The 24,990-nt window shown below is 36.3% G+C and carries 28 protein-coding genes; 22 read left to right on the forward strand and 6 right to left on the reverse strand.

Going from position 1 to position 24,990, the window contains the following annotated elements:
- Positions 1–12 precede the first annotated feature (12 nt).
- Genes DT250_RS23490 through srtB form a run of 3 tightly spaced genes read left to right on the forward strand, consistent with a single transcriptional unit; the run spans position 13 to position 2,549 of the window.
- Positions 13–996, forward strand: a complete 984-nt coding sequence (locus tag DT250_RS23490) for a FecCD family ABC transporter permease (RefSeq protein WP_149213769.1) — start codon at positions 13–15, stop codon at positions 994–996.
- Positions 986–1,756, forward strand: coding sequence for an ABC transporter ATP-binding protein (locus DT250_RS23495; RefSeq protein ID WP_000403736.1), 771 nt, complete (start codon positions 986–988; stop codon positions 1,754–1,756). Before DT250_RS23490 ends, DT250_RS23495 begins: the two co-directional genes overlap by 11 nt.
- Positions 1,757–1,787: 31 nt before the next feature.
- The gene (gene srtB, locus DT250_RS23500; protein ID WP_088064532.1) at positions 1,788–2,549 is read left to right on the forward strand and encodes a class B sortase; all 762 of its coding nucleotides are present in this window, start codon (positions 1,788–1,790) and stop codon (positions 2,547–2,549) included.
- Between the two features lie 68 nt (positions 2,550–2,617).
- On the opposite strand, the gene isdG is transcribed toward srtB, so the two are convergent.
- Positions 2,618–2,941, reverse strand: a complete 324-nt coding sequence (gene isdG, locus DT250_RS23505; protein ID WP_000587825.1) for a heme oxygenase — start codon at positions 2,939–2,941, stop codon at positions 2,618–2,620.
- Between the two features lie 295 nt (positions 2,942–3,236).
- On the opposite strand from isdG, the gene DT250_RS23510 reads away from it, so the two are divergent.
- Entirely contained in the window at positions 3,237–4,436 is a 1,200-nt protein-coding gene (locus DT250_RS23510) for a class I SAM-dependent rRNA methyltransferase (RefSeq protein ID WP_087985357.1), read from the forward strand.
- Positions 4,437–4,475: 39 nt separating this feature from the next.
- On the opposite strand, the gene DT250_RS23515 is transcribed toward DT250_RS23510, so the two are convergent.
- Both DT250_RS23515 and DT250_RS31790 read right to left on the reverse strand, forming a co-directional pair.
- On the reverse strand, positions 4,476–4,670 hold the full coding sequence (locus DT250_RS23515) for a YwbE family protein (RefSeq protein WP_001014310.1): 195 nt from the start codon (positions 4,668–4,670) through the stop codon (positions 4,476–4,478).
- The gene (locus DT250_RS31790; protein WP_001293585.1) at positions 4,671–4,844 is read right to left on the reverse strand and encodes a hypothetical protein; all 174 of its coding nucleotides are present in this window, start codon (positions 4,842–4,844) and stop codon (positions 4,671–4,673) included.
- Between the two features lie 169 nt (positions 4,845–5,013).
- On the opposite strand from DT250_RS31790, the gene DT250_RS23520 reads away from it, so the two are divergent.
- The 6 genes from DT250_RS23520 to DT250_RS23545 all read left to right on the forward strand — a co-directional run bounded on the left by DT250_RS23520 (position 5,014) and on the right by DT250_RS23545 (position 10,209).
- Positions 5,014–5,706, forward strand: a complete 693-nt coding sequence (locus DT250_RS23520) for a response regulator transcription factor (protein WP_087985356.1) — start codon at positions 5,014–5,016, stop codon at positions 5,704–5,706.
- Between the two features lies 1 nt (position 5,707).
- On the forward strand, positions 5,708–6,643 hold the full coding sequence (locus DT250_RS23525; protein ID WP_149213770.1) for a sensor histidine kinase: 936 nt from the start codon (positions 5,708–5,710) through the stop codon (positions 6,641–6,643).
- Between the two features lie 125 nt (positions 6,644–6,768).
- Entirely contained in the window at positions 6,769–7,692 is a 924-nt protein-coding gene (locus tag DT250_RS23530) for an ABC transporter ATP-binding protein (RefSeq protein ID WP_061677081.1), read from the forward strand.
- A gap of 188 nt (positions 7,693–7,880) precedes the next feature.
- Complete coding sequence (locus DT250_RS23535; protein ID WP_149213771.1) at positions 7,881–8,585, forward strand: ABC transporter permease; 705 nt, start codon at positions 7,881–7,883, stop codon at positions 8,583–8,585.
- 34 nt (positions 8,586–8,619) lie between these two features.
- Entirely contained in the window at positions 8,620–9,492 is an 873-nt protein-coding gene (locus tag DT250_RS23540) for a DUF4097 family beta strand repeat-containing protein (protein WP_149213772.1), read from the forward strand.
- 24 nt (positions 9,493–9,516) lie between these two features.
- The gene (locus DT250_RS23545; protein WP_149213773.1) at positions 9,517–10,209 is read left to right on the forward strand and encodes an ABC transporter permease; all 693 of its coding nucleotides are present in this window, start codon (positions 9,517–9,519) and stop codon (positions 10,207–10,209) included.
- Positions 10,210–10,271: 62 nt separating this feature from the next.
- Here the strand turns inward: DT250_RS23545 and DT250_RS23550 are convergent, their stop codons facing one another.
- Both DT250_RS23550 and DT250_RS23555 read right to left on the reverse strand, forming a co-directional pair.
- Positions 10,272–10,604 (reverse strand): YfjL-like protein, encoded by a 333-nt coding sequence (locus DT250_RS23550; protein WP_149213774.1) that lies wholly within the window; start codon positions 10,602–10,604, stop codon positions 10,272–10,274.
- A 138-nt stretch (positions 10,605–10,742) separates the two neighbouring features.
- Positions 10,743–11,246, reverse strand: coding sequence for a DinB family protein (locus tag DT250_RS23555; protein ID WP_149213775.1), 504 nt, complete (start codon positions 11,244–11,246; stop codon positions 10,743–10,745).
- Positions 11,247–11,798: 552 nt separating this feature from the next.
- Between DT250_RS23555 and DT250_RS23560 the strand changes: the two genes are divergently transcribed.
- The 8 genes from DT250_RS23560 to uvrC all read left to right on the forward strand — a co-directional run bounded on the left by DT250_RS23560 (position 11,799) and on the right by uvrC (position 20,389).
- A complete protein-coding gene (locus tag DT250_RS23560; protein ID WP_149213776.1) occupies positions 11,799–12,710 on the forward strand; it encodes a collagen-like protein in 912 nt (303 codons plus the stop codon).
- 189 nt (positions 12,711–12,899) lie between these two features.
- A complete protein-coding gene (locus tag DT250_RS23565) occupies positions 12,900–14,585 on the forward strand; it encodes a long-chain-fatty-acid--CoA ligase (protein WP_149213777.1) in 1,686 nt (561 codons plus the stop codon).
- A gap of 106 nt (positions 14,586–14,691) precedes the next feature.
- A complete protein-coding gene (locus DT250_RS23570; RefSeq protein WP_000742213.1) occupies positions 14,692–15,279 on the forward strand; it encodes a TetR/AcrR family transcriptional regulator in 588 nt (195 codons plus the stop codon).
- A gap of 11 nt (positions 15,280–15,290) precedes the next feature.
- The gene (locus tag DT250_RS23575) at positions 15,291–16,067 is read left to right on the forward strand and encodes an enoyl-CoA hydratase (RefSeq protein ID WP_000911294.1); all 777 of its coding nucleotides are present in this window, start codon (positions 15,291–15,293) and stop codon (positions 16,065–16,067) included.
- 77 nt (positions 16,068–16,144) lie between these two features.
- Positions 16,145–16,918, forward strand: a complete 774-nt coding sequence (gene etfB / locus DT250_RS23580; RefSeq protein ID WP_001029035.1) for an electron transfer flavoprotein subunit beta — start codon at positions 16,145–16,147, stop codon at positions 16,916–16,918.
- A gap of 36 nt (positions 16,919–16,954) precedes the next feature.
- Positions 16,955–17,932, forward strand: a complete 978-nt coding sequence (gene etfA, locus DT250_RS23585) for an electron transfer flavoprotein subunit alpha (protein WP_149213778.1) — start codon at positions 16,955–16,957, stop codon at positions 17,930–17,932.
- Positions 17,933–18,142: 210 nt separating this feature from the next.
- Entirely contained in the window at positions 18,143–18,457 is a 315-nt protein-coding gene (gene trxA, locus DT250_RS23590) for a thioredoxin (protein ID WP_001018943.1), read from the forward strand.
- Positions 18,458–18,604: 147 nt separating this feature from the next.
- On the forward strand, positions 18,605–20,389 hold the full coding sequence (gene uvrC / locus DT250_RS23595; RefSeq protein WP_000544269.1) for an excinuclease ABC subunit C: 1,785 nt from the start codon (positions 18,605–18,607) through the stop codon (positions 20,387–20,389).
- 114 nt (positions 20,390–20,503) lie between these two features.
- On the opposite strand, the gene DT250_RS23600 is transcribed toward uvrC, so the two are convergent.
- Positions 20,504–20,953 (reverse strand): YslB family protein, encoded by a 450-nt coding sequence (locus tag DT250_RS23600; protein ID WP_000042225.1) that lies wholly within the window; start codon positions 20,951–20,953, stop codon positions 20,504–20,506.
- A 299-nt stretch (positions 20,954–21,252) separates the two neighbouring features.
- Between DT250_RS23600 and sdhC the strand changes: the two genes are divergently transcribed.
- The 4 genes from sdhC to DT250_RS23620 all read left to right on the forward strand — a co-directional run bounded on the left by sdhC (position 21,253) and on the right by DT250_RS23620 (position 24,980).
- Positions 21,253–21,879, forward strand: a complete 627-nt coding sequence (sdhC, locus tag DT250_RS23605; protein WP_000678354.1) for a succinate dehydrogenase cytochrome B558 — start codon at positions 21,253–21,255, stop codon at positions 21,877–21,879.
- Positions 21,880–21,892: 13 nt separating this feature from the next.
- Positions 21,893–23,686 carry a succinate dehydrogenase flavoprotein subunit gene (gene sdhA, locus DT250_RS23610; RefSeq protein WP_000676749.1) on the forward strand — a complete coding sequence of 598 codons (1,794 nt, stop codon included), beginning with the start codon at positions 21,893–21,895 and terminating at the stop codon, positions 23,684–23,686.
- Complete coding sequence (sdhB, locus tag DT250_RS23615) at positions 23,679–24,440, forward strand: succinate dehydrogenase iron-sulfur subunit (RefSeq protein WP_001291827.1); 762 nt, start codon at positions 23,679–23,681, stop codon at positions 24,438–24,440. The genes sdhA and sdhB overlap by 8 nt, the downstream gene beginning before the upstream one ends.
- Before the next feature lie 93 nt (positions 24,441–24,533).
- On the forward strand, positions 24,534–24,980 hold the full coding sequence (locus DT250_RS23620) for an acyl-CoA thioesterase (RefSeq protein WP_000822749.1): 447 nt from the start codon (positions 24,534–24,536) through the stop codon (positions 24,978–24,980).
- The last annotated feature ends 10 nt before the right edge of the window (positions 24,981–24,990 follow it).

Below are 24,990 nucleotides of genomic sequence, written 5' to 3' on the forward strand. Positions count from 1 at the left end.
AGGAAGAGTGGAATGAATAAAAAAACTTGGAGTTTCCTCATTGTTACTGCATTGCTTATTGTTATGACATCATTGTCAGCAACGAAAGGAAGTTTAGAAATAGGGATAGTGGACCTTGTACAAGGGGTATTTACAGGGAGGAATGAAGATGTTGAAGTGATTAAAGATTTACGTTTCCCACGTATTATTATTGCACTATTTACTGGAGCAGCTCTGGCCGTTTCAGGTGTGCTTTTTCAAGCTGTTATGAAAAATCCACTTGCTGATGCTGGGGTAATCGGGATATCTTCTGGAGCAAGTTTTATGACACTTGTTATTATTACGCTATTCCCGCAATTCTTTTTCTGGACACCAGTATTCGCCTTTTTAGGTGGTGCATTTGCATGTTATCTCGTTTATGCATTTTCATGGAAGTCAGGGTTAAGTCCGCTTCGCATTATTTTAGTTGGTATAGCTATTAATGCAATGTTCACTGGATTAAATGAATCGTTCATTACGATTTGCGGATACTTCATTAAGAGTATTAAGCAAACGACGACTTCTAACATAACGATGAAGACGTGGGGCGATGTAGAAATAATGGTTACATATGGAACAATTGGTCTTATTCTTGCTCTGTTTGTAGGAGCTTGGTGTAACTTATTATCGCTACAAGATAAGACTGCGAAAAACTTAGGTTTGCACGTGACGAGAGTTCGTCTTATTATTTCTGCTATTGCAGTACTTTTAGCAGCAGTATCAACAGCAATTGCAGGTGTTATTGCTTTCGTAGGATTACTCGTTCCGCACATTTCAAGACAACTAGTCGGTTCGGATCATAAAGTATTAATTCCATTTTCTGCAATTGCAGGAGCGTTATTAATTTTGACTGCGGATACGATTGGAAGGTTAATTGTGCCACCTAACGAAATTCCAGCAGCGACGATTATGGCAGTGATTGGTGGCCCATTCTTAATATTCTTGCTTAGAAAGAGTGATAAAGTTCATGGAAATTAAAAATGTAACCTTTTCGTATGATAATGTAACGGATCGATTAAAGTCGGTTAGTAGTGAAATAGAAATTGGTAAAATTACAACAATTATTGGTCCAAACGGTTGCGGGAAATCGACATTACTTGGTGTGATGTCAAGAAATCACGACCCTCGTAGCGGAGAGATAATACTCGATGGGAAGGCGATTAGTCAATATAAACCGAAAGAGTTTGCTAGAAAGTTAGCCGTTGTCCATCAACAAAATGAAGCACCGGCAGACATGACGGTAGAGAAATTAACAAGTTATGGTCGTATGCCTCATAAAAATATTTTTTCCTCGCAAACTGATGAAGATAGAGAAGCAATCGAAAGGGCTTTAGCATGTACGAATTTGCTAAGTAAACGTGATAAAGAGATTCACGCCTTATCTGGTGGAGAAAGACAACGTGTTTGGATTGCCATGACGTTAGCTCAGAAAACACCAATGCTCTTTTTAGATGAACCGACAACATATTTAGATATTTATTATCAACTTGAAATATTAGAGCTAGTAAAAGAGTTAAATGAAGTACATGGATTGACGATCGTTATGGTATTACATGATATCAATCAGGCGATTCGCTATAGTGATCATATTATTGTTATGAAAGACGGCGAAATTGTTACGAAAGGTAAGCCGAATGATGTTGTGACAGAAAGTATGATAAAGACGATATACGGTGTAGATGTCGTTGTAAAGCAAGATGAAGATACAGGGTTGTATATGGTCCCAATGGGTATTTAAATATGCGAACAATCCGTTTTGAGGTGATGATTTGAGTAGTAAAAAAGAACGGAAGAAGAATTCTTTTTTTCAACGAATACTTACAGTTGTTTTTTTAGGTACCTTTTTCTATTCAGTATATGAATTAGGTGATATTTTCATGGATTACTATGAAAATCGTAAAGTAATGGCCGAAGCACAAAACATTTATGAAAAGAGTCCGATGGAAGAGCAATCACAAGACGGGGAAGTACGTAAACAGTTCAAAGCTCTGCAGCAAATTAACCAAGAAATAGTTGGATGGATTACGATGGATGATACACAAATTAATTATCCAATCGTTCAGGCGAAAGACAATGATTACTATTTATTTCGTAATTATAAAGGTGAAGATATGAGAGCAGGCAGCATTTTTATGGACTATCGTAATGATGTGAAATCTCAAAATCGAAATACTATTTTATATGGTCACCGTATGAAAGATGGTTCTATGTTTGGAAGTTTAAAGAAAATGTTAGATGAAGAGTTCTTCATGTCGCATCGTAAATTATATTACGATACATTATTTGAAGGATATGATCTTGAAGTGTTCTCGGTGTATACAACAACAACTGATTTTTATTACATTGAAACGGATTTTAGCAATGATACGGAATACACATCGTTTTTGGAGAAAATTCAAGAAAAATCGCTGTACAAAACGGATACAAAATTGACAGCGAGTGATCAAATCGTAACACTTTCGACGTGTGACTATGCACTTGATCCGGAAGCAGGAAGGTTAGTCGTGCATGCGAAACTAGTAAAGAGATAGTAAAAAAAGTATAGAATATGAGAAGTGGTAACGCTTCTCATATTCTATACTTTAAAAAAGAAATATGTTTACTGTGCTGCAGCCATTGGCATACGTACAACTTCAACATTGTAGTAAGTGATTTTATTATCAAGAATATATTCTGGCATCCCACCTTGATGTGAATGAGCATCTTTAAATGCTGAGCTCTTCGTCCAACCTTGGAAATCTTCTTTTGCATTCCAGCGTGTGCTAATTGTTACTTCATCATAATCAACTGTATTTTGCGTTAAAAGAACTTCTAATCCTAAAAAGCCTGGCATCGTTTCGACTTGACCTACTTTATTAAAACGCTCAATTAATTTATGTCCATTTCCCTTTGTAATTTTAGCTGTATTTGTAACAATAATCATGTTTTATTCCTCCTATAAATGTAGCCTTTATTTTCGAGAACTCATATACATTAAATGATAATGAAAATCATTATCAATGTCAATGGTAAATGTGAAATAAATAAGTTTTTTGATTATTTTGGACAGTAAGATTTCCATTTCAAAATGTAGTAAATATGTGGCGGTTAAGTGAGAGAATGAGCGAGTTGTACTAGCAAAGCAATAATATGGTATAGTGAAACGAGGCTGTTTTTTCAGGCTCGTTTTTTAAATGCTTCCTATAGAGAAAGCATGCAAATGGAAAGGAAGTTATTATATGCGATCAGAAGTAACTGTAAAAATAAAACCGAAATTTATAAAAGAAATTAAAAGTGGATATCCGCTTATTTTAAAAGATGCGATTCAAAATTTAAATGATGTTCAGGAAGAAGGAACAATCATTAAAGTAGTAGATGAGAAGAACCATTTTGTCGGAAAAGGTTATTATGGAAAACAAAATAAAGGATACGGCTGGATTTTAACGAGAAAAGAGAGTGAACAAATTAATCAATCTTTCTTTGAAAGTAAAATAAAATCTGCCTTACATAAACGAAAGCAATTTTACAAATCAAGTGATACGACAGCATTCCGTGCCCTAAATGGTGAAGGTGATGGTCTTGGAGGCTTAATTATTGATTATTATGACGGCTATTATGTAGTAAGTTGGTATAGTGAAGGGATTTATACTTTCAGAGATGAGATTATAGCAGCTCTTCAAAAAGTAGCAAACTTTAAAGGTATTTATGAGAAAAAGCGTTTTGATACGAAAGGGAAATACATTGAAGGCGATGATTTCGTAGCAGGAGTACGCGGTGAGTTCCCGCTTATCGTAAAAGAGAACGGTGTGAACTTTGCTGTTTATTTAAATGACGGAGCGATGGTTGGTGTATTTTTAGATCAGCGTAACGTTCGAAAACAAATTCGTGATAAATATGCAAAGGGGAGAACAGTATTAAATATGTTCTCTTATACAGGTGCTTTCTCTGTATTTGCAGCGCTTGGCGGAGCGAGTAAAACGACGAGTGTCGACCTTGCAAATCGTAGTTTAAGTAAAACGATTGAGCAATTTAGTGTAAATGAAGTTGATTATGAAGCGCAAGATATTATTGTAGAAGATGTATTTCTTTACTTCAAATATGCAGCTAAGAAAAAGATGAAATTTGATATGGTCGTACTTGATCCTCCAAGTTTTGCACGCTCAAAAAAATATACATTTAGTGCAGCGAAAGATTATAAAAACTTACTAAAAGAAACAATTGCGATTACAGAAAATAACGGGATTATCGTTGCTTCTACAAACTGTAGCGCATTTGATATGAAAAAGTTTAAAGGATTTATCGATACGGCATTTAAAGAAATGAATGGCAAATATAAAATATTAGAAGAACATTCTTTACCAGAAGATTTTCGTACCATTGATCAATTCAAAGAAGGAGACTATTTAAAAGTAGTTTTCATTGAGAAAATTAAAGGGTAATAAAGAAAAAGGAGCTCGAGTTTACTTGAGCTCCTTTTCTTATTGAACGATATTTTGTACTCTACCGACTTGCCCGTCCTGCAATCGTACTTTAATGCCATGTGGATGAGAAGGGGAGTTTGTTAAAATATCTTTTACAATTCCACGTGTTAATTTACCGGTGCGTTGATCTTGTTTTAATACAATATCAACTTCAAGACCGGGTGCGATATTAGAACGTTTTTGTCCGTTCATTTATACACCTGTACGTCTACGTTGGTTGTTTGTTTTCTTCGTTTGTTGGTTTTGTAATTTTTTTGTTTCTTGGCTTTGATTTGTATTATTTGAACCATTTCCATTTCCTTGCTTTTTCTTTGCAAGTTGTTCACGCATTAAATCAGCTAAGCTTACTTTTTTGTTTTCTGACATGATAAGTCTCCTTTATATAAAGTTAATTATGAACAATAGTAGTGAATTTTATCATATCATTGTTAAGGAAGGAAGGGAAGTTGGTTTGAAAATTCATATAATTCTTTCCAGTATTCATTCGTTACGATACAATTGAAATGTTAATGTTTGTAAAAAAGGGGATAGACATATGTCACATCATATTTTATTAGTTGAAGATGATATTTCAATTCAAGAGATGGTGGAAAAGTATTTAATAAAGGAAGGTTTTCAAGTTACAATCGCGTCTGACGGAGAAGAAGGGGTGCAAGCATTTTTTAAATCATCCTTTGATTTAGTTATCCTCGACATTATGATGCCAAAGCTAGATGGCTTAGAGGTTGTGCGAATCATTCGGGAAAAAAGTGCCGTTCCGATTTTAATGATGTCGGCAAAAGATACAGATGTTGATAAAGCTGTTGGATTAGGACTTGGAGCAGATGATTACATTTGTAAGCCGTTTTCTATGATTGAATTGGCTGCACGTGTAAAAGCGGGTATTCGGAGGTCTACGAAATATTCGGCTACAGAAACAACAGAAAAGATGATTCAAATTGGTGATTTGACAATTGACCCAATTAATTTTACGGTTGAAAAAAACGGAAAGTCGCTCAAACTTACTTTAAAAGAATTTGAGATTTTAAAGCTATTCGTAAAGAATCAAAATCGTGTATTTACGAAAGCGCAAATATATACGTTAGTTTGGAACGAAGAGTATTACGGTGATGATAATGTTATAAATGTTCATATGAGAAGATTGCGCGAGAAAATTGAAAGTGATCCATCTAATCCAGAGTATATTAAAACGTTATGGGGCATCGGCTATAAGTTGGAAGTGATGTAATATGGTCAATTTGTTAATAGGTATTATTTTTACATTGTTATGTGTCATTTACATACAGTATAAAATGAGAAAAAACAGTAGCAAAAATTTACGATACACATATGAAAAGCTAGAAAGCATTGTAAATGAACAAACAGGCGAGAAGTTACTCGTTATGACAGATGATCTACAATTACAAAAATTATTAGTGGCAATTAATCAATTATTAGCTGCAAAACAGAAAACGAATGCAGATCATGCAAAAGTAGAAATTTCGATGAGAAAAATGCTTTCAAATATTTCACATGATTTAAAGACGCCACTAACAGTTATTCTTGGATATACAGAAATGTTAAATAAGGATAAAGCGATGAGTAAAGAAGAACAGCAAATATTACTTGAAAAGGTGCATGTAAAAACACTAGAAGTAATGGAATTGATTCATAAGTTTTTTGATTTAGCAAAATTAGAATCTGGTGACAAGGCAATCGAGATGACAAAAGTAAATATGAATGAAGTTTGTCGTGAGAAGATTTTATCTTTTTATGATTTAGTGACGGCGAAAGGGTTTCAAGTTCATATTGATATACCAGAAAGAAATATATATGCACTTGGAAATGTAGAAGTATTAGGTAGAGTATTGAATAATTTAATATCAAATGCGATTACATATGGAGACGATGGAAAGACACTTGGTGTGAGGTTAAGAGATGATGAAACGAGTGTGTATATAGATGTATGGGATACAGGGAAAGGAATTGATGAATCTCATATTGATAAAGTGTTTGAGCGTATGTACACACTTGAAGATTCAAGAAATAGATTGTACCAAGGGAGCGGTTTAGGGTTAACGATTACGAAACGGCTTGTGGAAGCGATGGATGGAAAAATTAACCTTTCTAGTAAGCCATATAAAAAAACGATTTTTACAGTTGTATTAAAAAAGATGCTGTTTTAGCTTGTAGAGAATTAGATTCTACAAGCTTTTTTTCAGCGTAAGGAATTTGTAAGGAACGGGTAAGAAAAAAGAGATTTCCATTGTCTATTATAGAAATATAAAGTAGTGCGAAAGGAGAAAATGACATGACATATATATTAAAAACGAATCAGTTAACGAAAGTGTTTAAAGGGAAAGAAGTTATTTCTAGCGTTAACATGCATGTGAAAAAAGGAGAGATTTATGGTTTCTTAGGACCGAATGGTGCAGGTAAAACAACGATTATGAAGATGATCACAAATCTAATAAAGCCGACGAGCGGTGATATTGAAATTTTTGGTGAGAAGTTAACGGATACATCTTATGAATTGTTAAAGCGCATGGGGACAATTATCGAATATCCAATCTTTTATGATAAATTAACGGCGAAGGAAAACTTAGAATTACATTGTGAATATATGGGGTATTACGACAAGAACGCAATTGATCATGCTTTACATTTAGTAAAACTGCACGGTATAGATGATAAAAAAGTAAAAGATTTTTCATTAGGTATGAAGCAACGACTTGGTATTGCAAGGGCGATTATGACGAAGCCAGAATTACTCATTTTAGATGAGCCAATTAACGGTTTAGATCCAATTGGTATTAAAGAATTAAGAGACTTATTTAAAATGCTTTGCAAAGAATATGGAATTACGTTATTAGTCTCTAGTCATATTTTAGGCGAGATGGAACTAATGGCAGATACAATCGGTATGATTCAAAATGGAAAACTAATAAAAGAAGTTTCAATGAAGAGTATTAACGGAAAACAAACAGAGTACATTGAAATTACTGTTCCTGATGTGAAGCGTGCAGCTTATATTTTAGAAGATAAACTTGGTATAAAAAATTACAAAATAATGAGTGGAAATATGATTCGCGTGTATGAATTGAAGGCGACGCAGCAAGCCATTTCAAAAGCACTTATTATGAACGATGTAGAAATTGAAAGTATTAATAAGAAACATAGTTCCTTAGAAGAATATTTCTTAAATGTAATGGATGGAGAGGGTATTCATGCTTAACGGATTGTTAGTGAATCTAGTAAGCGGATTGATCGTACTGTTCATAAGTGGGATTTTATATTATAGGAAACCAGAGAGGAAATGGTTGTTGATTCTACTAATGATAGGAATGTTAAGCGTAGTTACGGCTGGAATTAGAATGTTACCAGTGTAGAGACAGTTATATAAAGAATGGAGGCGTGGTTTATATGTTTAAATTAATGAAGCTCGAATGGAAGAAACATCAATTATCTAGTTACTTTAAAAGTGTAGCAATTTGTATTATAGCAATTTTCGTTGCAGTAAGCCTTATGGCATGGGGAATGAAAGCTGAGGAAGACATGCTCTTCTCTGACTTTACACAGAACATGGCTTTAGTAAATATTTTTATTAGAATAACATTCATTATTTTTAGTTCGGTCATTTTATCACGTTTAGTAATTGATGAGTATAAGAACAAAACGATCCAACTATCATTTATGTACCCACTGCAAAGGAAAATGTTAATGAGAGCGAAATTAACAATTGTTTTTTGTTTTTGTTTTGTGAGCACGATTATCGCTACTTTTATTATTAGTTTGCTCGTATATTTTGTGAGTCCAATGATGGGACTGATTGAAACGCCAGCCACGATAGGTGAAATAATAGCTATCGTTCCAGCTACTATTATAAGTGCATTTATGATATCTGGTATAAGTTTAATTCCCTTATTTTTTGGGATGAGAAAGAAATCAACACCGACAACGATTACTTCGGCAGTAATAATTGGTATGTTGATTAGTGGTAACGTTGGGGCTGAAAGCAATCAAGTAAGTATGTTTGATTTTATAGCTATCCCAATAGTGCTCTGTTTATTAGGGATTTTTATTAGTTATCTATCGTTTCGTAAAATCGACAAGATCGATGTGGCGTGAAGCAAGCCTAAAACAAAAACGAACTGGGGTATGAATGGTGAAAAAAATAATAGTAATTGCAATATTATTTTTGACAATTGCTAGTGCGGTTTTTGGCTTTAAGGTATTTCAGGGGAAAGATTTTAAGAAAGAAAAGTCTTTTGAGATAAATCATATAAAAGAAATAGAAGTGAACAATGAAGACTGGGATATTGAATTTAAAGGTACAGAAGCTAACAAAATAGTAATTTCGGCTCAAGTTAAACAAGTGGATAAAGAGATAGACCCTGTCGAAATAGAACATGAAGGGAATAAAGTTATAGTTAAGCAAAAACAAAAGGCGACCAGATTCTTTAATGGTTTTACGTTTAGGAAGAAAAATAGTATATCGATAGCTGTTCCGAAGAAAGGAATAGATAAAATTGTATTAAATAATAAATCGGGTGATGTGAAAATAAGGGATATAGTAGTAAAAAGTATCGTGACAAAAGGCAAGTCTGGAGATGGAATGATTACAGGACTATCGGCAGAGAAGGGTGAATTTACATCCGAAAGCGGAGATTTAATGTTAAAAGATAGTTCATTACAAGAAGTAAATATAACTTCTACTACTGGCGATAATTATGTGAAAAATATAAAAAACGAAAATATGAACATTACTTCAACATCCGGTGAAGTATTACTGAAAGATATGAAAGAAGGAAAATCGTTATTGGTAGAAACAAAATCAGGGGATATTGGCGTACGGTATAAAGGTGTCCCGGCATCATTGAAGCTTATGGCTAAAAGTAATTCGGCTGACGTAATAGTGGATTTAAAAGGACTTAAGAAAGATAAAAATACAGAAAAAATAAAAGTAGGAACGATTGGTGATGCAAAAAACAAAGTGGAGATTTTAAGTAAAACAGGGGTAATTTATATCGATTAAAATGTAAATGAAAGGAGGACTATTATGCTACGTCTTATGAAGCTAGAACTGAAGAAATTTAAGATTGGATGGTATGTGAGGGGAGCAATTATTGCAAATATCGCTATACTGGCATTACTGATCTTTACGAGCATCGTTTCTCAAATAGAAGGAGATCCAGAAATAAGAGATCCACAGATGGTTTTGTTAATGGCTAGTACATTAGTAAGAGCAACATTTATTATTTTTGGTAGTGTGTTAATCGCAAGGTTAATAATTAGTGAATATAAAAACAAAACAATACTACTTATGTTTTCTTATCCAATTAACCGAAAGAAAATGATGGTTAGTAAGTTGGTTATTACAGCAACATTAACATTTATAACAGTTATTTTATCTAATATTTTAGTAGTAGGAGTGTTCTTTGGGCTAGATAGCTATTTTTCAATTCTTCCTAATTCATTCACAGTAGATCAATTGATGCGAGAAGGGATAAATCTTGTTCCTTTAGCCGTTGCAACTGCAGGAATAAGTTTAATCCCACTATATTTCGGAATGCGTAAACGTTCAGTGCCAACTACAATTGTTTCATCTCTTATCGTTGTAGCAATTGCAATGAATAGCACTACGTTTTCTGTAGCAACTTTTCTTCCTCTTCAACTAGCATTGGCAGCAATTGGAGTTGTGATTGCATGTTACGGAATTAAAAATATAGAGAAGGAAGATGTAACTGTATGACAAGAATAAGAAAAAAGAGTTGGCGTTACACCAACTCTTTTTTGTATATGCATGCTTCGTTACTACTCTGTAAACTTGGAGTGTTTGCTTAAATACGCTTGTACTCCTGGAGAAATATTAAAGTTATTAGGACTTTTATATTTAATAGTAAACTCTCCGTCTTTACTTGTTTCAAAGGAGATTGCATAGCTATTCATTTTAGCATCGTAAGAAGTATTTTTGACTTCCGCATCTAGATTAAAGTATTTTGTAATATATTCTTTTGATTCCGTAACTGCTGTTTGTTTTCCCCAAGGGGTACCATAACTTGTGCAATAAAGAGACACACTGATAACTCCGATAATAGAAGTTAGTAAAATAGTTCCCATAGCTATTTTTTTATTTTTTGTATTCAATTTGGTTGCCCCTCCTCATAATATGTATTCATTTTAACGTATTTTTTCCATAAAACAACCATTTAGCAAAAAATAGTTTCACATGAAACAAGTTACAGAAAAAGACAAGATGTGTAAACACCTTGTCTTTTTTTGTGGTTACATTTTAGGAGCTTCCATTCCAGCCGCGGCCCATTCTTCTTTTGCAGGACCATATACGCCAGGGACGGTTAAACCAGCTTGGCGCATTAAAACAGTCATTTGTCCGCGATGGTGATTTTGATGATTAATGAGTGTCATTAAAAATATAGAATTCGGCATAGGACGACCAAAGAAGTCATTAATAGTAGCTAAATCTTTATCAGTCCATTCGCCTTGAAGAGCTTCAACAAAAGCTACATTCACTTTACGGTATTGATCAGCAATTGTTGTTGCAGAAGTTGGTACAGGATAATCCTTCGATTCTCCTTCAAACTTAAGCCCTGTGCCAGATAGCATAACTGGAATTGCAGTCACGATATGCCAAGCAACTCTGCCTAATGTCCAGTGCCCAGGTGCAATTTCTTGTGATAAAGACTCATCTGTTAATGTATCGAGCATCTTTTGAGTAGACTCAGCCTCGTATGTCCATGATTGCAAGAAGCCTTCAATAGTTTGGTACATATTTATCCCTCCTAGTTAGTTCATAGGTTACATTCGTGAAAAAAAGATAGTTTCCTTTTGACCTTATAAGAATGAATAAAAAAGGAGACTTCCAAGAAGCTCCTTTTTAACTTTCTTCCAACTTTTTCTCACCAACCATAAGAAATAAGGTGCTCCAAGTACAGCAACATTCAAATTTGCGTAACGATAAAGAGTTGAATAATTGTTGAGCCGAGAGCTGAAATACCGATTTCTATTAAAGCAAGGGCTGTTGAGCTAAATCCTAATTTCCATGAAAAAAAGGGAAATTTCAACTGCAAGTAGTCCACTGATGAATACACTAATTGGATTGAAGTTTATATGTATATGCAGAATGAAGAAAAAGAATTTCGTTTGAGCAAGAAGGCGAAAGTACAAGCAAAAAGAGAGCGAATCGCATGTAATAATTACTAGAATGTATGGAATAAATCTGTGTTTATCCCGACTAGGTAAAGTATTTCTTTGTTATTTAAATAGATGTTTTTTAACTCGGCGATTGTACTTAAAAGATTGAATGTGAAGGAAGTGGTCAACATGTCTTCATGGCGCAATAATATCAATGGGTATTGTGAGTGTAATAATCAAAATGGTGTACATGTTGATTCTTGCTGTTTTAGTTGTGATGGGACAGTTCCTAAGCTGGGCCCAACAGGTCCGACGGGAGTAACAGGAGTAACAGGTCCAACAGGAGCGACGGGAGTAACAGGAGCGACAGGAATAACAGGAGCAACAGGTCCAACGGGAGTAACAGGTTCAACAGGAGCGACAGGAATAACAGGAGCAACAGGTCCAACAGGAGCAACGGGAATAACAGGCCCAACAGGAGCGACGGGAGTAACAGGCCCAACAGGAGCAACAGGTCCAACAGGAGTAACAGGAGCGACGGGAGTAACAGGTTCAACAGGAGCAACGGGAGCAACAGGAGCGACGGGAATAACAGGTTCAACGGGTCCGACGGGAGCAACAGGAATAACAGGTTCAACAGGTCCAACAGGAGCAACAGGTCCAACAGGAGACACGGGGGCAACTGGTACAAGTATAACGGCAACATACGCTTTTGCAAATAATACGTCGGGAACAGCGATATCGGTACTTCTTGGTGGAACGAATGTCCCGCTTCCGAATAATCAAAATATTGGTCCAGGTATTACTGTTTCTGGGGGGAATACAGTATTTACGGCTGCAAATGCGGGGAATTATTATATTTCATATACGATTAATATAACGGCTTCATTATTAGTCAGTTCGCGGATTACAATTAATGGTGCACCTCTTGCTGGAACGATCAATTCTCCTGCGTTAGCAACTACATCATTTAGTGCAACAATTATTACGACTCTTGCGGCTGGAAGTGCCATTAGTTTGCAACTATTTGGTTTGTTAGCTGTTGCAACATTATCAACAACTACACCAGGAGCTGTGTTAACGATAATAAGATTAAGCTAAACAATAACTCTCTTATTTTTTTATAGATTAGGAGAGTTTGTACATATAATAAGAAGTTAATGGAGTGAAGCATAGTTATATAAAAGTCAGAATATTATGATTGTAACGTTATGGCGACTATAATATAATGAAACTAACCATCATGAATGAACATTCATTTATTTTTATGTATTTGAAGGGGGAATGAAGATGGAAAAACCATGGTTGAAAAGTTATCCAGAAGAAATTCCAAGTATGATTTCTTATGATATTCAGCCGCTTCATAGATATGTGGAACAGGTGGCTTCTCGTTATCCAGAAAAGAAAGCGCTTCACTTTTTGGGGAAGGATATTACATTTTCAGACTTCCACGATAAGGTGAAGAGGTTTGCAAATTATCTTCAAAAGCTCGGTGTGGAAAAGGGGGATCGAATTGCTATTATGTTGCCGAACTGTCCGCAATCTGTAATTGGTTATTATGGTACATTACTTGCGGGAGGTATCGTAGTACAAACAAATCCACTATATACAGAAAGAGAATTAGAATACCAGCTTCATGACTCGGGAGCAAAAGTAATTCTTTGTCTCGATTTAGTGTTTCCAAGAGTAACGAATATTCAATCTGCTACAAAAATTGAACATATTATCGTAACTCGGATTGCGGACTTTTTACCCTTCCCTAAAAATTTACTTTATCCATTTGTACAAAAAAAGCAGGCAAATCTTGTTGTGAATGTGTCGGAAAGCGAAACGATTCATCTATGGAAATCAGTAGAAAGAGAAAGTAATGTTAATGTTGAAGTTCCTTGTGATCCTGAAAATGATCTAGCCCTTTTACAGTACACAGGAGGAACAACTGGATTTCCGAAAGGCGTTATGTTGACGCATAAAAACCTTGTTTCGAACACTTTAATGGGAGCTCATTGGCTATATAATTGTAAAGAAGGGGAAGAAGTAATTCTTGGTGTCCTTCCGTTCTTTCATGTGTATGGGATGACAGCTGTAATGAATTTAAGTATTATGCAAGGATATAAAATGGTGCTGATTCCGAAGTTTGATATGAAAATGGTTTTTGAAGCGATAAAAAAACATAAAGTCACACTATTTCCAGGGGCACCGACCATTTATATTGCTCTATTAAATAGTCCCCTCTTAAAAGAATATGATATTTCTTCTATTCAAGCTTGTATTAGTGGATCTGCCCCGCTTCCTGTAGAAGTACAGGAAGAGTTTGAGAGAGTTACAGGTGGGAAATTGGTAGAAGGTTATGGATTAACGGAGTCGTCGCCAGTTACACATGGAAATTTTTTGTGGGAAAAACGCGTGCCAGGAAGTATTGGTGTGCCGTGGCCAGATACAGAGGCAAACATTATGTCACTTGAAACTGGAGAGGCTTTACCTCCGGGTGAAATTGGTGAAATTGTTGTAAAGGGTCCTCAAATTATGAAAGGGTATTGGAATAAGCCAGAAGAAACAGCAGCTGTATTACAAGACGGGTGGCTTCATACAGGGGATGTTGGTTACATGGATGAAGATGGATTTTTCTATGTGAAAGACCGTAAGAAAGATATGATTGTTGCGAGTGGATTTAATGTGTATCCTCGCGAAGTAGAAGAAGTATTATATGAGCATGAAAAAGTGCAAGAAGTAGTGACGATTGGAGTTCCCGATCCGTACCGGGGAGAGACAGTTAAAGCATTTGTTGTGTTAAAAGAAGGTGCGGAGTGTTCTGAGGAAGAATTAAACCAGTTTGCGCGTAAATATTTAGCGGCTTATAAAGTGCCGAAAGTATATGAGTTTAGAGATGAACTGCCGAAAACGACAGTCGGAAAAATTTTACGCCGTGTCCTAATAGATGAAGAGAAAAGAAAAAATGAGGATGAGCAAACGGGCTAAGGCCCTTTCTTTTTGAAAAAATAGGATTGACACTTTTCTAAATAGTCAGTATTATAAGAATATGAATGACTATTCATTCAGTCATCTTCTTGAAGGGGACAGTAAAGTGAAGAAAAATAGACCGAAATACAATCAAATTATTGATGCGGCAGTCATTGTGATTGCGGAGAATGGGTACCACCAAGCGCAAGTTTCTAAAATAGCAAAGCAAGCTGGGGTAGCTGATGGCACGATTTATTTATATTTTAAAAATAAAGAAGATATATTAATATCCTTATTCCAAGAGAAGATGGGAGATTTTGTCGAAACAATTCGTCAAAAAACAGCAGGAATTGAAAGCGCTGTATCGAAGTTATTCATGTTGGTAGAAACGCACTTCTTGCTGTTATCACAAAATGATCCTCTTGCTATCGTTACGCAATTAGAGCTAAGACAGTCCAATCAAGACTTACGCCTAAAAATAAATGAAGTATTAAAAGGCTACTTACAAGTTATGGATGAGATTTTAGAGACAGGTATAAAGCAAGGTGAATTCCAAGCGGATTTAAATGTTCGCGTGGCAAGACAAATGATCTTTGGAACAGTAGATGAAGTTGTGACCAATTGGGTAATGAGCGATCATAAGTATGATCTGGTCGCACTTTCAAAAACGGTACATGGGCTACTTATTGCAGCTTGTGGTTATCGTCAATAATGGGAGGGATCATGTTGAAATTCCTATCTGTAAGAGTTGAAGATCATATCGCGGTGGCGACGTTAAATCATGCGCCGGCAAACGCGATGTCTTCACAAGTTATGCATGACGTTACTGAATTAATTGATCAAGTGGAGAAGGATGATAACATTCGTGTTGTTGTTATTCACGGTGAAGGGCGCTTCTTCTCGGCGGGAGCAGATATTAAAGAATTTACATCTGTTACTGAAGCGAAGCAAGCGACAGAATTAGCGCAGCTTGGACAAGTTACGTTTGAGCGTGTTGAAAAATGTTCAAAACCAGTTATCGCGGCAATTCATGGAGCGGCACTTGGCGGCGGCCTTGAGTTTGCTATGTCTTGCCACATGCGCTTTGCAACTGAAAGTGCAAAACTTGGTTTACCTGAATTAACACTTGGATTAATTCCTGGATTTGCAGGTACACAGCGATTACCACGTTATGTTGGGAAAGCGAAAGCTTGTGAAATGATGTTAACAAGTACACCGATTACTGGTGCAGAAGCATTAAAATGGGGACTTGTTAACGGAGTTTTTGCTGAAGAAACATTTTTAGATGATACGCTTAAAGTTGCAAAACAGATTGCTGGAAAAAGCCCAGCGACGACTCGTGCTGTACTAGAGTTATTGCAAACGACGAAATCGTCTCATTATTATGAAGGTGTACAACGCGAAGCTCAAATCTTTGGTGAAGTATTTACGGGTGAAGATGGAAGAGAAGGTGTAGCAGCGTTTTTAGAAAAACGTAAGCCTTCATTTAGTGGCAGGTAGTTCAATTATTTTTTAATATAAATTGACAGAAAATTAAAATTGATAGAATCTTTCTGAAAAACAAGGGGGTAAATGGAATGAACATCTACGTACTCATGAAACGAACATTTGATACAGAAGAAAAAATCGTAATTAAAAACGGTGCAATTTACGATGGCGAAGCGGAATTCATCATCAACCCTTACGACGAATATGCGATTGAAGAAGCAATTCAAGTAAGAGACGCACAAGGTGGCGAAGTTACTGTTGTAACAGTCGGTGGCGAAGATAGTGAGAAAGAACTTCGTACGGCATTAGCGATGGGCTGCGATAAAGCTGTATTAATTAATATTGAAGATGATGTGGAAAATGGTGACCAGTTCACGACAGCAAAAGTACTTGCTGAATATTTAAAAGATAAAGATGTAGATTTAATTTTAGGCGGGAACGTTGCAATTGATGGTGCATCTGGACAAGTTGGTCCACGCGTAGCAGAAGCGTTAAATATTCCGTACGTAACGACAATTACAAAACTTGAAATTGACGGTACAAACGTGAAGATTGAGCGTGATGTTGAAGGTGATACGGAAGTGATTGAAACTTCATTACCAGTTTTAGTAACAGCACAACAAGGTTTAAATGAACCTCGTTATCCATCGCTTCCAGGTATTATGAAAGCGAAGAAAAAGCCACTAGAAGAAGTAGAATTAGATGATTTAGATTTAGAAGAAGATGATGTGGAAGCAAAGACAAAAACAATTGAAATCTATTTGCCTCCTAAGAAAGATGCAGGAAAAGTGTTACAAGGCGAGCTGCAAGATCAAGTAAAAGAACTTGTATCGTTGCTCCATACAGAAGCGAAAGTAATCTAATAAAATACGAAATTATATATGCAGGAGGGAAAATCTATGGCTCGTAAAGTATTAGTAATGGGTGAGGTTCGTGATGGATCGCTACGTAACGTTTCGTTTGAAGCAGTAGCAGCAGCAAAAACAATTGCAGAAGGCGGTGAAGTAGTAGGGCTGCTAGTTGGAGACAGCGTTGCCTCTTTTGCAAATGAATTGATTCATTACGGTGCAGATCGCGTTGTGACAGTTGAAAATGATAAATTAAAATCATATACATCTGATGGTTATGCACAAGCATTTTCAGCTGTATATGCTGAAGAAAAGCCAGAAGGTATTGTATTTGGACATACAGCACTGGGTAAAGATTTATCACCAAAATTAGCAGCGAAGCTTGAAGCTGGTCTAGTTTCTGACGTAACTGCTTTAGATGTTGAAGGTGGAAATGTTATCTTTACTCGTCCAATTTACTCTGGTAAAGCGTTTGAGAAGAAGATTGTAACAGACGGTATCTTATTTGCGACAGTGCGTCCAAATAACATTACGACGCTTGAAAAAGATGAGTCTCGCAGTGGTGACGTGTCTTCTATTACAGTAGATGTGAAAGATTTACGTACAATTATTCAAGATGTCGTCCGTAAGACGGCAGAAGGTGTTGACCTTTCTGAAGCGAAAGTTATTATCGCTGGTGGACGCGGTGTGAAGAGTGAAGAAGGATTCAAGCCATTAAAAGAGTTAGCTGACGTATTAGGCGGCGCTGTTGGAGCATCTCGTGGTGCTTGTGACGCTGAGTATTGCGATTACTCATTACAAATTGGTCAAACTGGTAAAGTTGTTACGCCAGACCTATACATTGCATGCGGTATTTCTGGTGCGATTCAGCATTTAGCTGGTATGTCTAACTCAAAAATAATCGTTGCGATTAATAAAGACCCAGAAGCAAGTATCTTCAAAGTAGCTGACTATGGTATTGTTGGCGATCTATTTGAAGTCTTACCTCTTTTAACAGAAGAGTTTAAAAAGTTAAAAGTACATTCATGATTTGAGTACCCTTGAGTTCCAAGTGAAGTACCCCTATATATAGAAAAGGTGAGAGATCCCCTGTCTCTCATCTTTTTAGTATTTAATCCGTATTTTTATATAGTATAAAGGAACACTTTTTTGTTACAATACATAACGATACATATTATTCGCCACGTATATAAGTTAATGATATACTCTTGGTAGAATATACTTGAAGGAGGAAATAAAATGGCAATTGTAAATGCAAATGACCAAAGCTTCGCAGCTGAAACTAGCGAAGGTGTTGTATTATTAGATTTCTGGGCACCTTGGTGTGGACCTTGTAAAATGATCGCTCCTGTATTAGAGGAAATTGATGCAGAATTAGGCGAAAAAGTAAAAGTAGTAAAAGTAGACGTGGATGAAAACCAAGAAACTGCTCGTCAATTCGAAGTAATGAGCATTCCAGCTCTTTTCGTATTAAAAGACGGTAAAGTAGTTGATCAAGCGTTAGGTTACAAACCGAAAGAAGCGTTAGTAGAATTAGTTTCTAAACACTTCTAAAATAAAGGGCTACCATTTGGTAGCCTTTTTTATTTTCCTTTTTTACACCTTTCCGTTACAATAAAAGAACGTATGTTGGGTGTTTTGGCATAGTATGTTTTCATGTGAAAATAAAGATGCTAAGCATGTAGAAATGGAGGGTAACGAGTGCACGAACATTTAAAAGAAAAATTGGCTATTTTACCAGATCAACCTGGTTGTTATTTAATGAAAGATAAGCAAGGAACGGTTATATATGTCGGAAAGGCAAAAGTGCTTAAAAATCGTGTGCGCTCGTACTTTACTGGTTCGCATGATGGAAAAACACTGCGGCTTGTAGGAGAAATTGTAGATTTTGAATATATTGTAACCTCCTCAAATCTAGAGGCTCTCATTTTAGAGTTAAACTTAATAAAAAAACATGATCCAAAATATAATATTCAATTAAAAGATGATAAAACATATCCTTTTATTAAAATTACAGCTGAGAAACAGCCGCGATTACTTATTACGCGAAATGTAAAAAAGGATAAGGGAAAGTATTTTGGTCCTTATCCGAATGCACAATCAGCTCATGAAACGAAAAAGCTGCTAGATCGTATGTATCCGCTTCGTAAGTGCTCAAATATGCCAGATAAAGTTTGTTTATATTATCATATGGGTCAATGTTTAGCGCCTTGTGTGAAAGAAGTGACGGAAGAACAAAACAAAGAAATTGTAGATGAAATTATTAAGTTTCTAAATGGTGGGCATAAAGAAGTTCGTTCAGAATTAGAAACAAAGATGTATGAAGCTTCAGAGAAACTAGAATTTGAACGTGCAAAAGAGTTGCGGGATCAAATTGCTCATATCGATGCGATTATGGAAAAACAAAAGATGATTATGAGTGACTTAGTGGATCGTGATGTGTTTGGGTATGCAGTTGATAAAGGATGGATGTGTGTTCAAGTTTTCTTCGTTCGAAAAGGAAAGCTAATTGAACGTGATGTTTCTATGTTTCCAATCTACGATGAACCAGAAGAGGGATTTTTAACGTTTATCGGTCAATTTTATGAGAACAGCAGTCATTTTAAGCCGAAGGAAATTGTCGTTCCAGGAAGTATAGACTCAGAGTTAGTAGAGCGCTTTTTAGAAGTTGAAGCGACACAGCCGAAACGTGGTAAGAAAAAAGATCTTGTAGAATTAGCAAATAAAAATGCGAAGATTGCTCTTGAAGAGAAATTCTACTTAATTGAACGTGATGAAGAGCGAACGATTAAGGCGGTAGATCATTTAGGGAAGCAGCTCGGGATTGAAACACCTTATCGTATTGAGGCGTTTGATAACTCAAATATTCAAGGGACAAATCCTGTTTCTGCAATGATTGCTTTTATCGATGGGAAACCAGCTAAAAAAGAATATAGGAAATATAAAATTAAAACGGTTCAAGGACCAGATGATTATGAGTCTATGAGAGAAGTTGTGAGACGCCGTTATACAAGGGCGCTGAAAGAGAGTTTGCCTTTACCAGATTTAATCATTATTGATGGTGGAAAAGGGCATCTGGCAGCTGTAAGTGATGTTCTAGAAAACGAACTCGGTTTATATATCCCGATGGCAGGGCTTGTAAAAGATGACAAACATAAAACTTCCCATTTAATTATTGGAGATCCACCTGAACCTGTGATGCTTGAGCGAAATAGCCAAGAATTTTATTTATTGCAGCGCATTCAAGATGAAGTGCATCGATTTGCGATTACATTCCATCGTCAATTACACGGGAAATCTGTCATTCAATCAGCACTGGATGATATTCCTGGAATTGGAGATAAACGAAAAAAGATATTGTTGAAACATTTTGGGTCGCTAAAAAAGATGAAAGAAGCTTCTGTAACGGAATTTGTCGAAGCGGGTATGCCGAAAAATGTCGCAGAGACGATTTATACTTATTTAGCGGATAAGAAGACGTTGTAGTTTACAACGTCTTCTATTTTTTGGTATAATTTCTGAAGATTTAAAATAAACCTAACTGAATGAAAATACAAAAAAGTCAACTAAACTTATATGTCTAGTTGACTGTAGGTAATGCTACACTTCAATGAGATCTTTTATATCCCATTTCACAAGAAATGTAATAGAGTCTGAACGTTTTTTCTTTTCTTCATAGGACTCTGCAACTACGTTTCGTTGCTTTTGAATTTGTTCAGCGATGAATCCAGCTTCTAATTGATAAGAAGAATGTCTGTTTTGTTTTTGACGTTCAGCGATGAGTGTGCCTTTAAGTTGGAACTGCATTTCACGACGCTTATGTTCAATAATGCTTAAAGTGCCCCAGCCAGCTTTTTCAAAGAACTGAATGACTTCTTCAATTGTTTCTAGTGGATATTTTCTTGCAAGGTTTCTACCAGACCAGTATAAAATACCATCTAAATCGTTACCGATTAAATCAGGTAGTAATTCTTCACGTAGCAATTCATAAGCGAAGGCGTTCAATGAAACATCTTCTAAAGATGTTGTATCGATTGTATTTTTACTCACAATATTCCCCTCTTTCTATAGGGATTATTATATAACATTTCTCATTTATAAAAACAGATTTTTCTTTGGGAAAATCTGAATATATAAGAAGGGAAAAAGAATTGGCAAATTATATGCAAATTATGTATACGTTTTCTTGACGCTTCGACAAAAATAGGGGTAAAATGAACTTGTTATCAAATTATGCTGAAATATTTCGAATAATTTTTTCAGTTTTTCTTATGCCAATAGTGAAAAAACATTATTGTTGTAAATTAATCTGAAAACAGCAGTCAAACATTCAAGGGGGTAATGGGGACATGAAAGGCCGCGAGTATACGTTTCGTAAGTGGCACTCATTAATGGGGGTCATCCCGGTTGGTGTCTTTTTGACGCAACATCTAATTGTAAACAACTTTGCAACAAGAGGAGCAGAGGCTTTTAACAAAGCTGCAGGCTTTATGGAGCTCCTTCCATTCCGGTATGCGCTAGAGATTTTCATCATCTTTTTACCGATACTGTACCATGCTATATATGGCTTATATATTGCATTTACAGCTAAGAACAATGCGGTTTCTTACGGTTATTTCCGTAACTGGATGTTCGTCTTCCAAAGAATTTCAGGTATCGTTACACTGATTTTCATTTCTTGGCACGTCTGGGAAACTCGTATTCAAGCAATGCTAGGTAAAGAGGTAAACTATGATATGATGGCAGATATTTTAAACAATCCAGCTATGTTTGCATTCTACTTAGTTGGTGTTGTTTCAACAATTTTCCACTTTGCAAATGGACTATGGACATTCTGCATAAGCTGGGGAATTACAGTATCTCCACGTTCACAAAGAATCTCTACTTATGTAACATTAGCTATTTTCTTAGGTCTATCTTATGTAGGTGTGAGTGCATTATTAGCGTTCATCGATCCACAGCTAGCAAACCAGTAAGGAGTGGGAGAGCATGAAAGGGAAACTTATAGTAGTCGGCGGTGGCTTGGCCGGCTTAATGGCAACGATTAAAGCGGCGGAAGCAGGAGTAAATGTTGAACTATTTTCTTTAGTACCAGTAAAACGTTCACATTCTGTATGTGCCCAAGGTGGAATTAACGGTGCCGTAAATACGAAAGGTGAAGGGGATTCTCCATGGATCCACTTTGACGATACAATTTATGGTGGGGACTTCTTAGCGAACCAACCGCCAGTTAAAGCAATGTGTGAAGCAGCACCTGGTATCATTCATTTAATGGACCGTATGGGTGTTATGTTCAACCGTACGGAAGAAGGACTTCTTGATTTCCGTCGTTTTGGTGGAACACAACATCACCGTACAGCATTTGCTGGTGCAACAACTGGACAGCAATTACTATACGCATTAGATGAGCAAGTACGTCGTCACGAAGTAGCAGGACTTGTAACGAAATATGAAGGTTGGGATTTCTTACGAGCTGTTGTTGATGACGAAGGTGTGTGCCGAGGAATCGTTGCACAAGACTTACAAACAATGGAGATTAAAAGTTTCCAAGCTGATGCTGTGATTATGGCAACAGGGGGCCCTGGTATCATCTTTGGGAAATCAACTAACTCTATTATTAATACAGGTACAGCAGCTTCTGCTGTATATCAACAAGGCGCATATTATGCAAACGGCGAGTTCATTCAAATTCATCCAACGGCAATTCCTGGAGACGATAAATTACGTCTTATGAGTGAATCGGCACGTGGTGAAGGTGGCCGTGTTTGGACATATAAAGATGGTAAACCATGGTACTTCCTAGAAGAAAAATATCCGGCTTACGGAAACCTTGTACCTCGTGATATTGCAACGCGTGAAATCTTTGACGTTTGCGTAGAGCAAAAACTAGGTATTAACGGTGAAAACATGGTGTACTTAGATCTTTCTCATAAAGATCCGAAAGAACTAGATATTAAACTTGGTGGAATTATTGAAATCTATGAGAAGTTTACAGGTGATGATCCTCGTAAACTACCAATGAAAATCTTCCCAGCAGTTCACTATTCAATGGGCGGACTATGGGTTGATTATAAGCAGATGACAAGTATTCCAGGTTTATTTGCAGCAGGTGAGTGTGATTATTCTATGCACGGTGGTAACCGTCTAGGTGCGAACTCACTATTATCAGCAATTTACGGTGGTATGGTAGCAGGACCGAACGCGATTGAGTATATGAAAGGTCTTTCTAAATCGTCTGATGCTGTTTCATCTACTGTATATGAGCAAAATGAATTAATCGAAACAGAGAAATTTAACAATATTTTAACGCTTGATGGTAACGAAAATGCATATGTTCTTCATAAAGAGCTTGGAGAATGGATGACAGATAACGTTACAGTAGTTCGTGAAAATAAAAAGCTACTAGAAACTGATGCGAAAATTGAAGAGTTAATGGCGCGTTACAAACGCATTAACATTAACGATACAGCGAGATGGAGTAACCAAGGTGCTTCATTTACACGCCAACTTGCAAATATGTTTGAGTTAGCACGTGTTATTACAATTGGCGCATATAACCGTAATGAGAGCCGCGGGGCGCATTACAAACCTGAATTCCCAAATCGTGATGATGCAAACTTCTTAAAAACTACGATGGCGAAATTTGAAGGAGAAGGAAATGCACCAGCATTCCATTACGAAGAAGTGGATGTTTCATTAATTAAACCACGTAAACGTGACTATTCCTCAAAACATGATGTAGCTGCTAAGGGTGAAGAGAAGGGGGATAAGCAACATGTCTGAGAAAACAATCCGCCTCATCATTACGAGACAAGATGGACCAGACGCTCAAGCGTTTGACCAAGAGTTTGAAATTCCATATCGTCCAAATATGAACATTATTTCGGCACTGATGGAAATTCGTCGTAATCCTGTTGATTCAAAAGGAAACCAAACGACTCCGATTGCATGGGATATGAACTGTTTAGAGGAAGTATGTGGCGCATGTTCGATGGTGATTAACGGAAAACCACGTCAATCATGTACAGCTCTTATTGATCAGTTAGAACAACCAATTCGCTTAAAACCGATGAAGACATTCCCAGTTGTACGTGACTTACAAGTTGACCGTAGTCGCATGTTTAACGCTCTAAAACGCGTTAAAGCTTGGATTCCAATTGATGGTACGTATGACTTAGGACCAGGACCAAGAATGCCTGAGAAGAAACGTCAATGGGCTTATGAGCTTTCAAAATGTATGACATGTGGTGTTTGCTTAGAATCATGTCCAAACGTAAATAGTAAATCTGACTTTATTGGACCAGCACCGTTATCACAAGCTCGTTTATTCAACTCACATCCGACGGGTGAAATGCATAAAGCAGATCGCTTACGTGCAATTATGGGAGATGGAGGACTTGCAAACTGTGGTAACTCTCAAAACTGTGTGCAATCATGTCCAAAGGGTATTCCATTAACAACTTCAATTGCGGCATTAAACCGTGATACAACAATTCAATCGTTTAAAGATTTCTTTGGTAGCGACAATAACTATTAATAAATATTGCCTCTTCATGTTGAAGAGGCAATATTTATAACTTTATTTTTCTGTTTATTCTGTTTATTTTGAGGGCGAAAAGGAGAGGAAACAATGAAGAGGATTTCTTATATTGAAGACTTTGAGCGATGGGAAAGTGGTTTTTCATTTTACAATCCTGTAAAAGTTCGTTTTGGTGAAGTAGATATGTTTGGGCATGTAAATAATGTCGTTGCCTTTACCTATTTTGAAGAAGCACGTATCGCATTGTTTAAAGAACTTGGATTTATGCAAGAATGGACGCATGAATCTTCAGAAACGATGATCGTTGTTGCAGATTTACAATGTAATTTTATTAAGCAAATATATTTTGATGAACAGTTGAAGGTGTATGTAAAAGCGGGATCGGTTGGGAATTCTTCTTTAGATTTGCATTACATGGTGAAGAATGCAGAAGGAGAAGCTTGTTTAGTCGGCCGTGGAATGATGGTTCAAGCATCGAAAAAAACGGGAAAAGGCGAACCGTGGCCTGAAGAATGGAAGAAAAAATTACTACAATGAAAGACAAAAA

The organism is Bacillus sp. AR2-1 (assembly GCF_008368755.1).
Classification (GTDB): Bacteria; Bacillota; Bacilli; order Bacillales; family Bacillaceae_G; genus Bacillus_A; species Bacillus_A wiedmannii.

What these genes read in the sequence shown, in the direction of transcription:
- DT250_RS23490 (WP_149213769.1), top strand. Translation starts at nt 13, where the DNA reads ATGAATAAAAAAACTTGGAGTTTCCTCATTGTTACTGCATTGCTTATT.
- DT250_RS23495 (WP_000403736.1), top strand. Translation starts at nt 986, where the DNA reads ATGGAAATTAAAAATGTAACCTTTTCGTATGATAATGTAACGGATCGA.
- isdG (WP_000587825.1), bottom strand. Translation starts at nt 2,941, where the DNA reads ATGATTATTGTTACAAATACAGCTAAAATTACAAAGGGAAATGGACAT.
- DT250_RS23510 (WP_087985357.1), top strand. Translation starts at nt 3,237, where the DNA reads ATGCGATCAGAAGTAACTGTAAAAATAAAACCGAAATTTATAAAAGAA.
- DT250_RS23515 (WP_001014310.1), bottom strand. Translation starts at nt 4,670, where the DNA reads ATGAACGGACAAAAACGTTCTAATATCGCACCCGGTCTTGAAGTTGAT.
- DT250_RS31790 (WP_001293585.1), bottom strand. Translation starts at nt 4,844, where the DNA reads ATGTCAGAAAACAAAAAAGTAAGCTTAGCTGATTTAATGCGTGAACAA.
- DT250_RS23520 (WP_087985356.1), top strand. Translation starts at nt 5,014, where the DNA reads ATGTCACATCATATTTTATTAGTTGAAGATGATATTTCAATTCAAGAG.
- DT250_RS23525 (WP_149213770.1), top strand. Translation starts at nt 5,708, where the DNA reads ATGGTCAATTTGTTAATAGGTATTATTTTTACATTGTTATGTGTCATT.
- DT250_RS23530 (WP_061677081.1), top strand. Translation starts at nt 6,769, where the DNA reads ATGACATATATATTAAAAACGAATCAGTTAACGAAAGTGTTTAAAGGG.
- DT250_RS23535 (WP_149213771.1), top strand. Translation starts at nt 7,881, where the DNA reads ATGTTTAAATTAATGAAGCTCGAATGGAAGAAACATCAATTATCTAGT.
- DT250_RS23540 (WP_149213772.1), top strand. Translation starts at nt 8,620, where the DNA reads ATGGTGAAAAAAATAATAGTAATTGCAATATTATTTTTGACAATTGCT.
- DT250_RS23545 (WP_149213773.1), top strand. Translation starts at nt 9,517, where the DNA reads ATGCTACGTCTTATGAAGCTAGAACTGAAGAAATTTAAGATTGGATGG.
- DT250_RS23555 (WP_149213775.1), bottom strand. Translation starts at nt 11,246, where the DNA reads ATGTACCAAACTATTGAAGGCTTCTTGCAATCATGGACATACGAGGCT.
- DT250_RS23560 (WP_149213776.1), top strand. Translation starts at nt 11,799, where the DNA reads ATGTCTTCATGGCGCAATAATATCAATGGGTATTGTGAGTGTAATAAT.
- DT250_RS23565 (WP_149213777.1), top strand. Translation starts at nt 12,900, where the DNA reads ATGGAAAAACCATGGTTGAAAAGTTATCCAGAAGAAATTCCAAGTATG.
- DT250_RS23575 (WP_000911294.1), top strand. Translation starts at nt 15,291, where the DNA reads ATGTTGAAATTCCTATCTGTAAGAGTTGAAGATCATATCGCGGTGGCG.
- etfB (WP_001029035.1), top strand. Translation starts at nt 16,145, where the DNA reads ATGAACATCTACGTACTCATGAAACGAACATTTGATACAGAAGAAAAA.
- etfA (WP_149213778.1), top strand. Translation starts at nt 16,955, where the DNA reads ATGGCTCGTAAAGTATTAGTAATGGGTGAGGTTCGTGATGGATCGCTA.
- trxA (WP_001018943.1), top strand. Translation starts at nt 18,143, where the DNA reads ATGGCAATTGTAAATGCAAATGACCAAAGCTTCGCAGCTGAAACTAGC.
- sdhC (WP_000678354.1), top strand. Translation starts at nt 21,253, where the DNA reads ATGAAAGGCCGCGAGTATACGTTTCGTAAGTGGCACTCATTAATGGGG.
- sdhA (WP_000676749.1), top strand. Translation starts at nt 21,893, where the DNA reads ATGAAAGGGAAACTTATAGTAGTCGGCGGTGGCTTGGCCGGCTTAATG.
- sdhB (WP_001291827.1), top strand. Translation starts at nt 23,679, where the DNA reads ATGTCTGAGAAAACAATCCGCCTCATCATTACGAGACAAGATGGACCA.
- DT250_RS23620 (WP_000822749.1), top strand. Translation starts at nt 24,534, where the DNA reads ATGAAGAGGATTTCTTATATTGAAGACTTTGAGCGATGGGAAAGTGGT.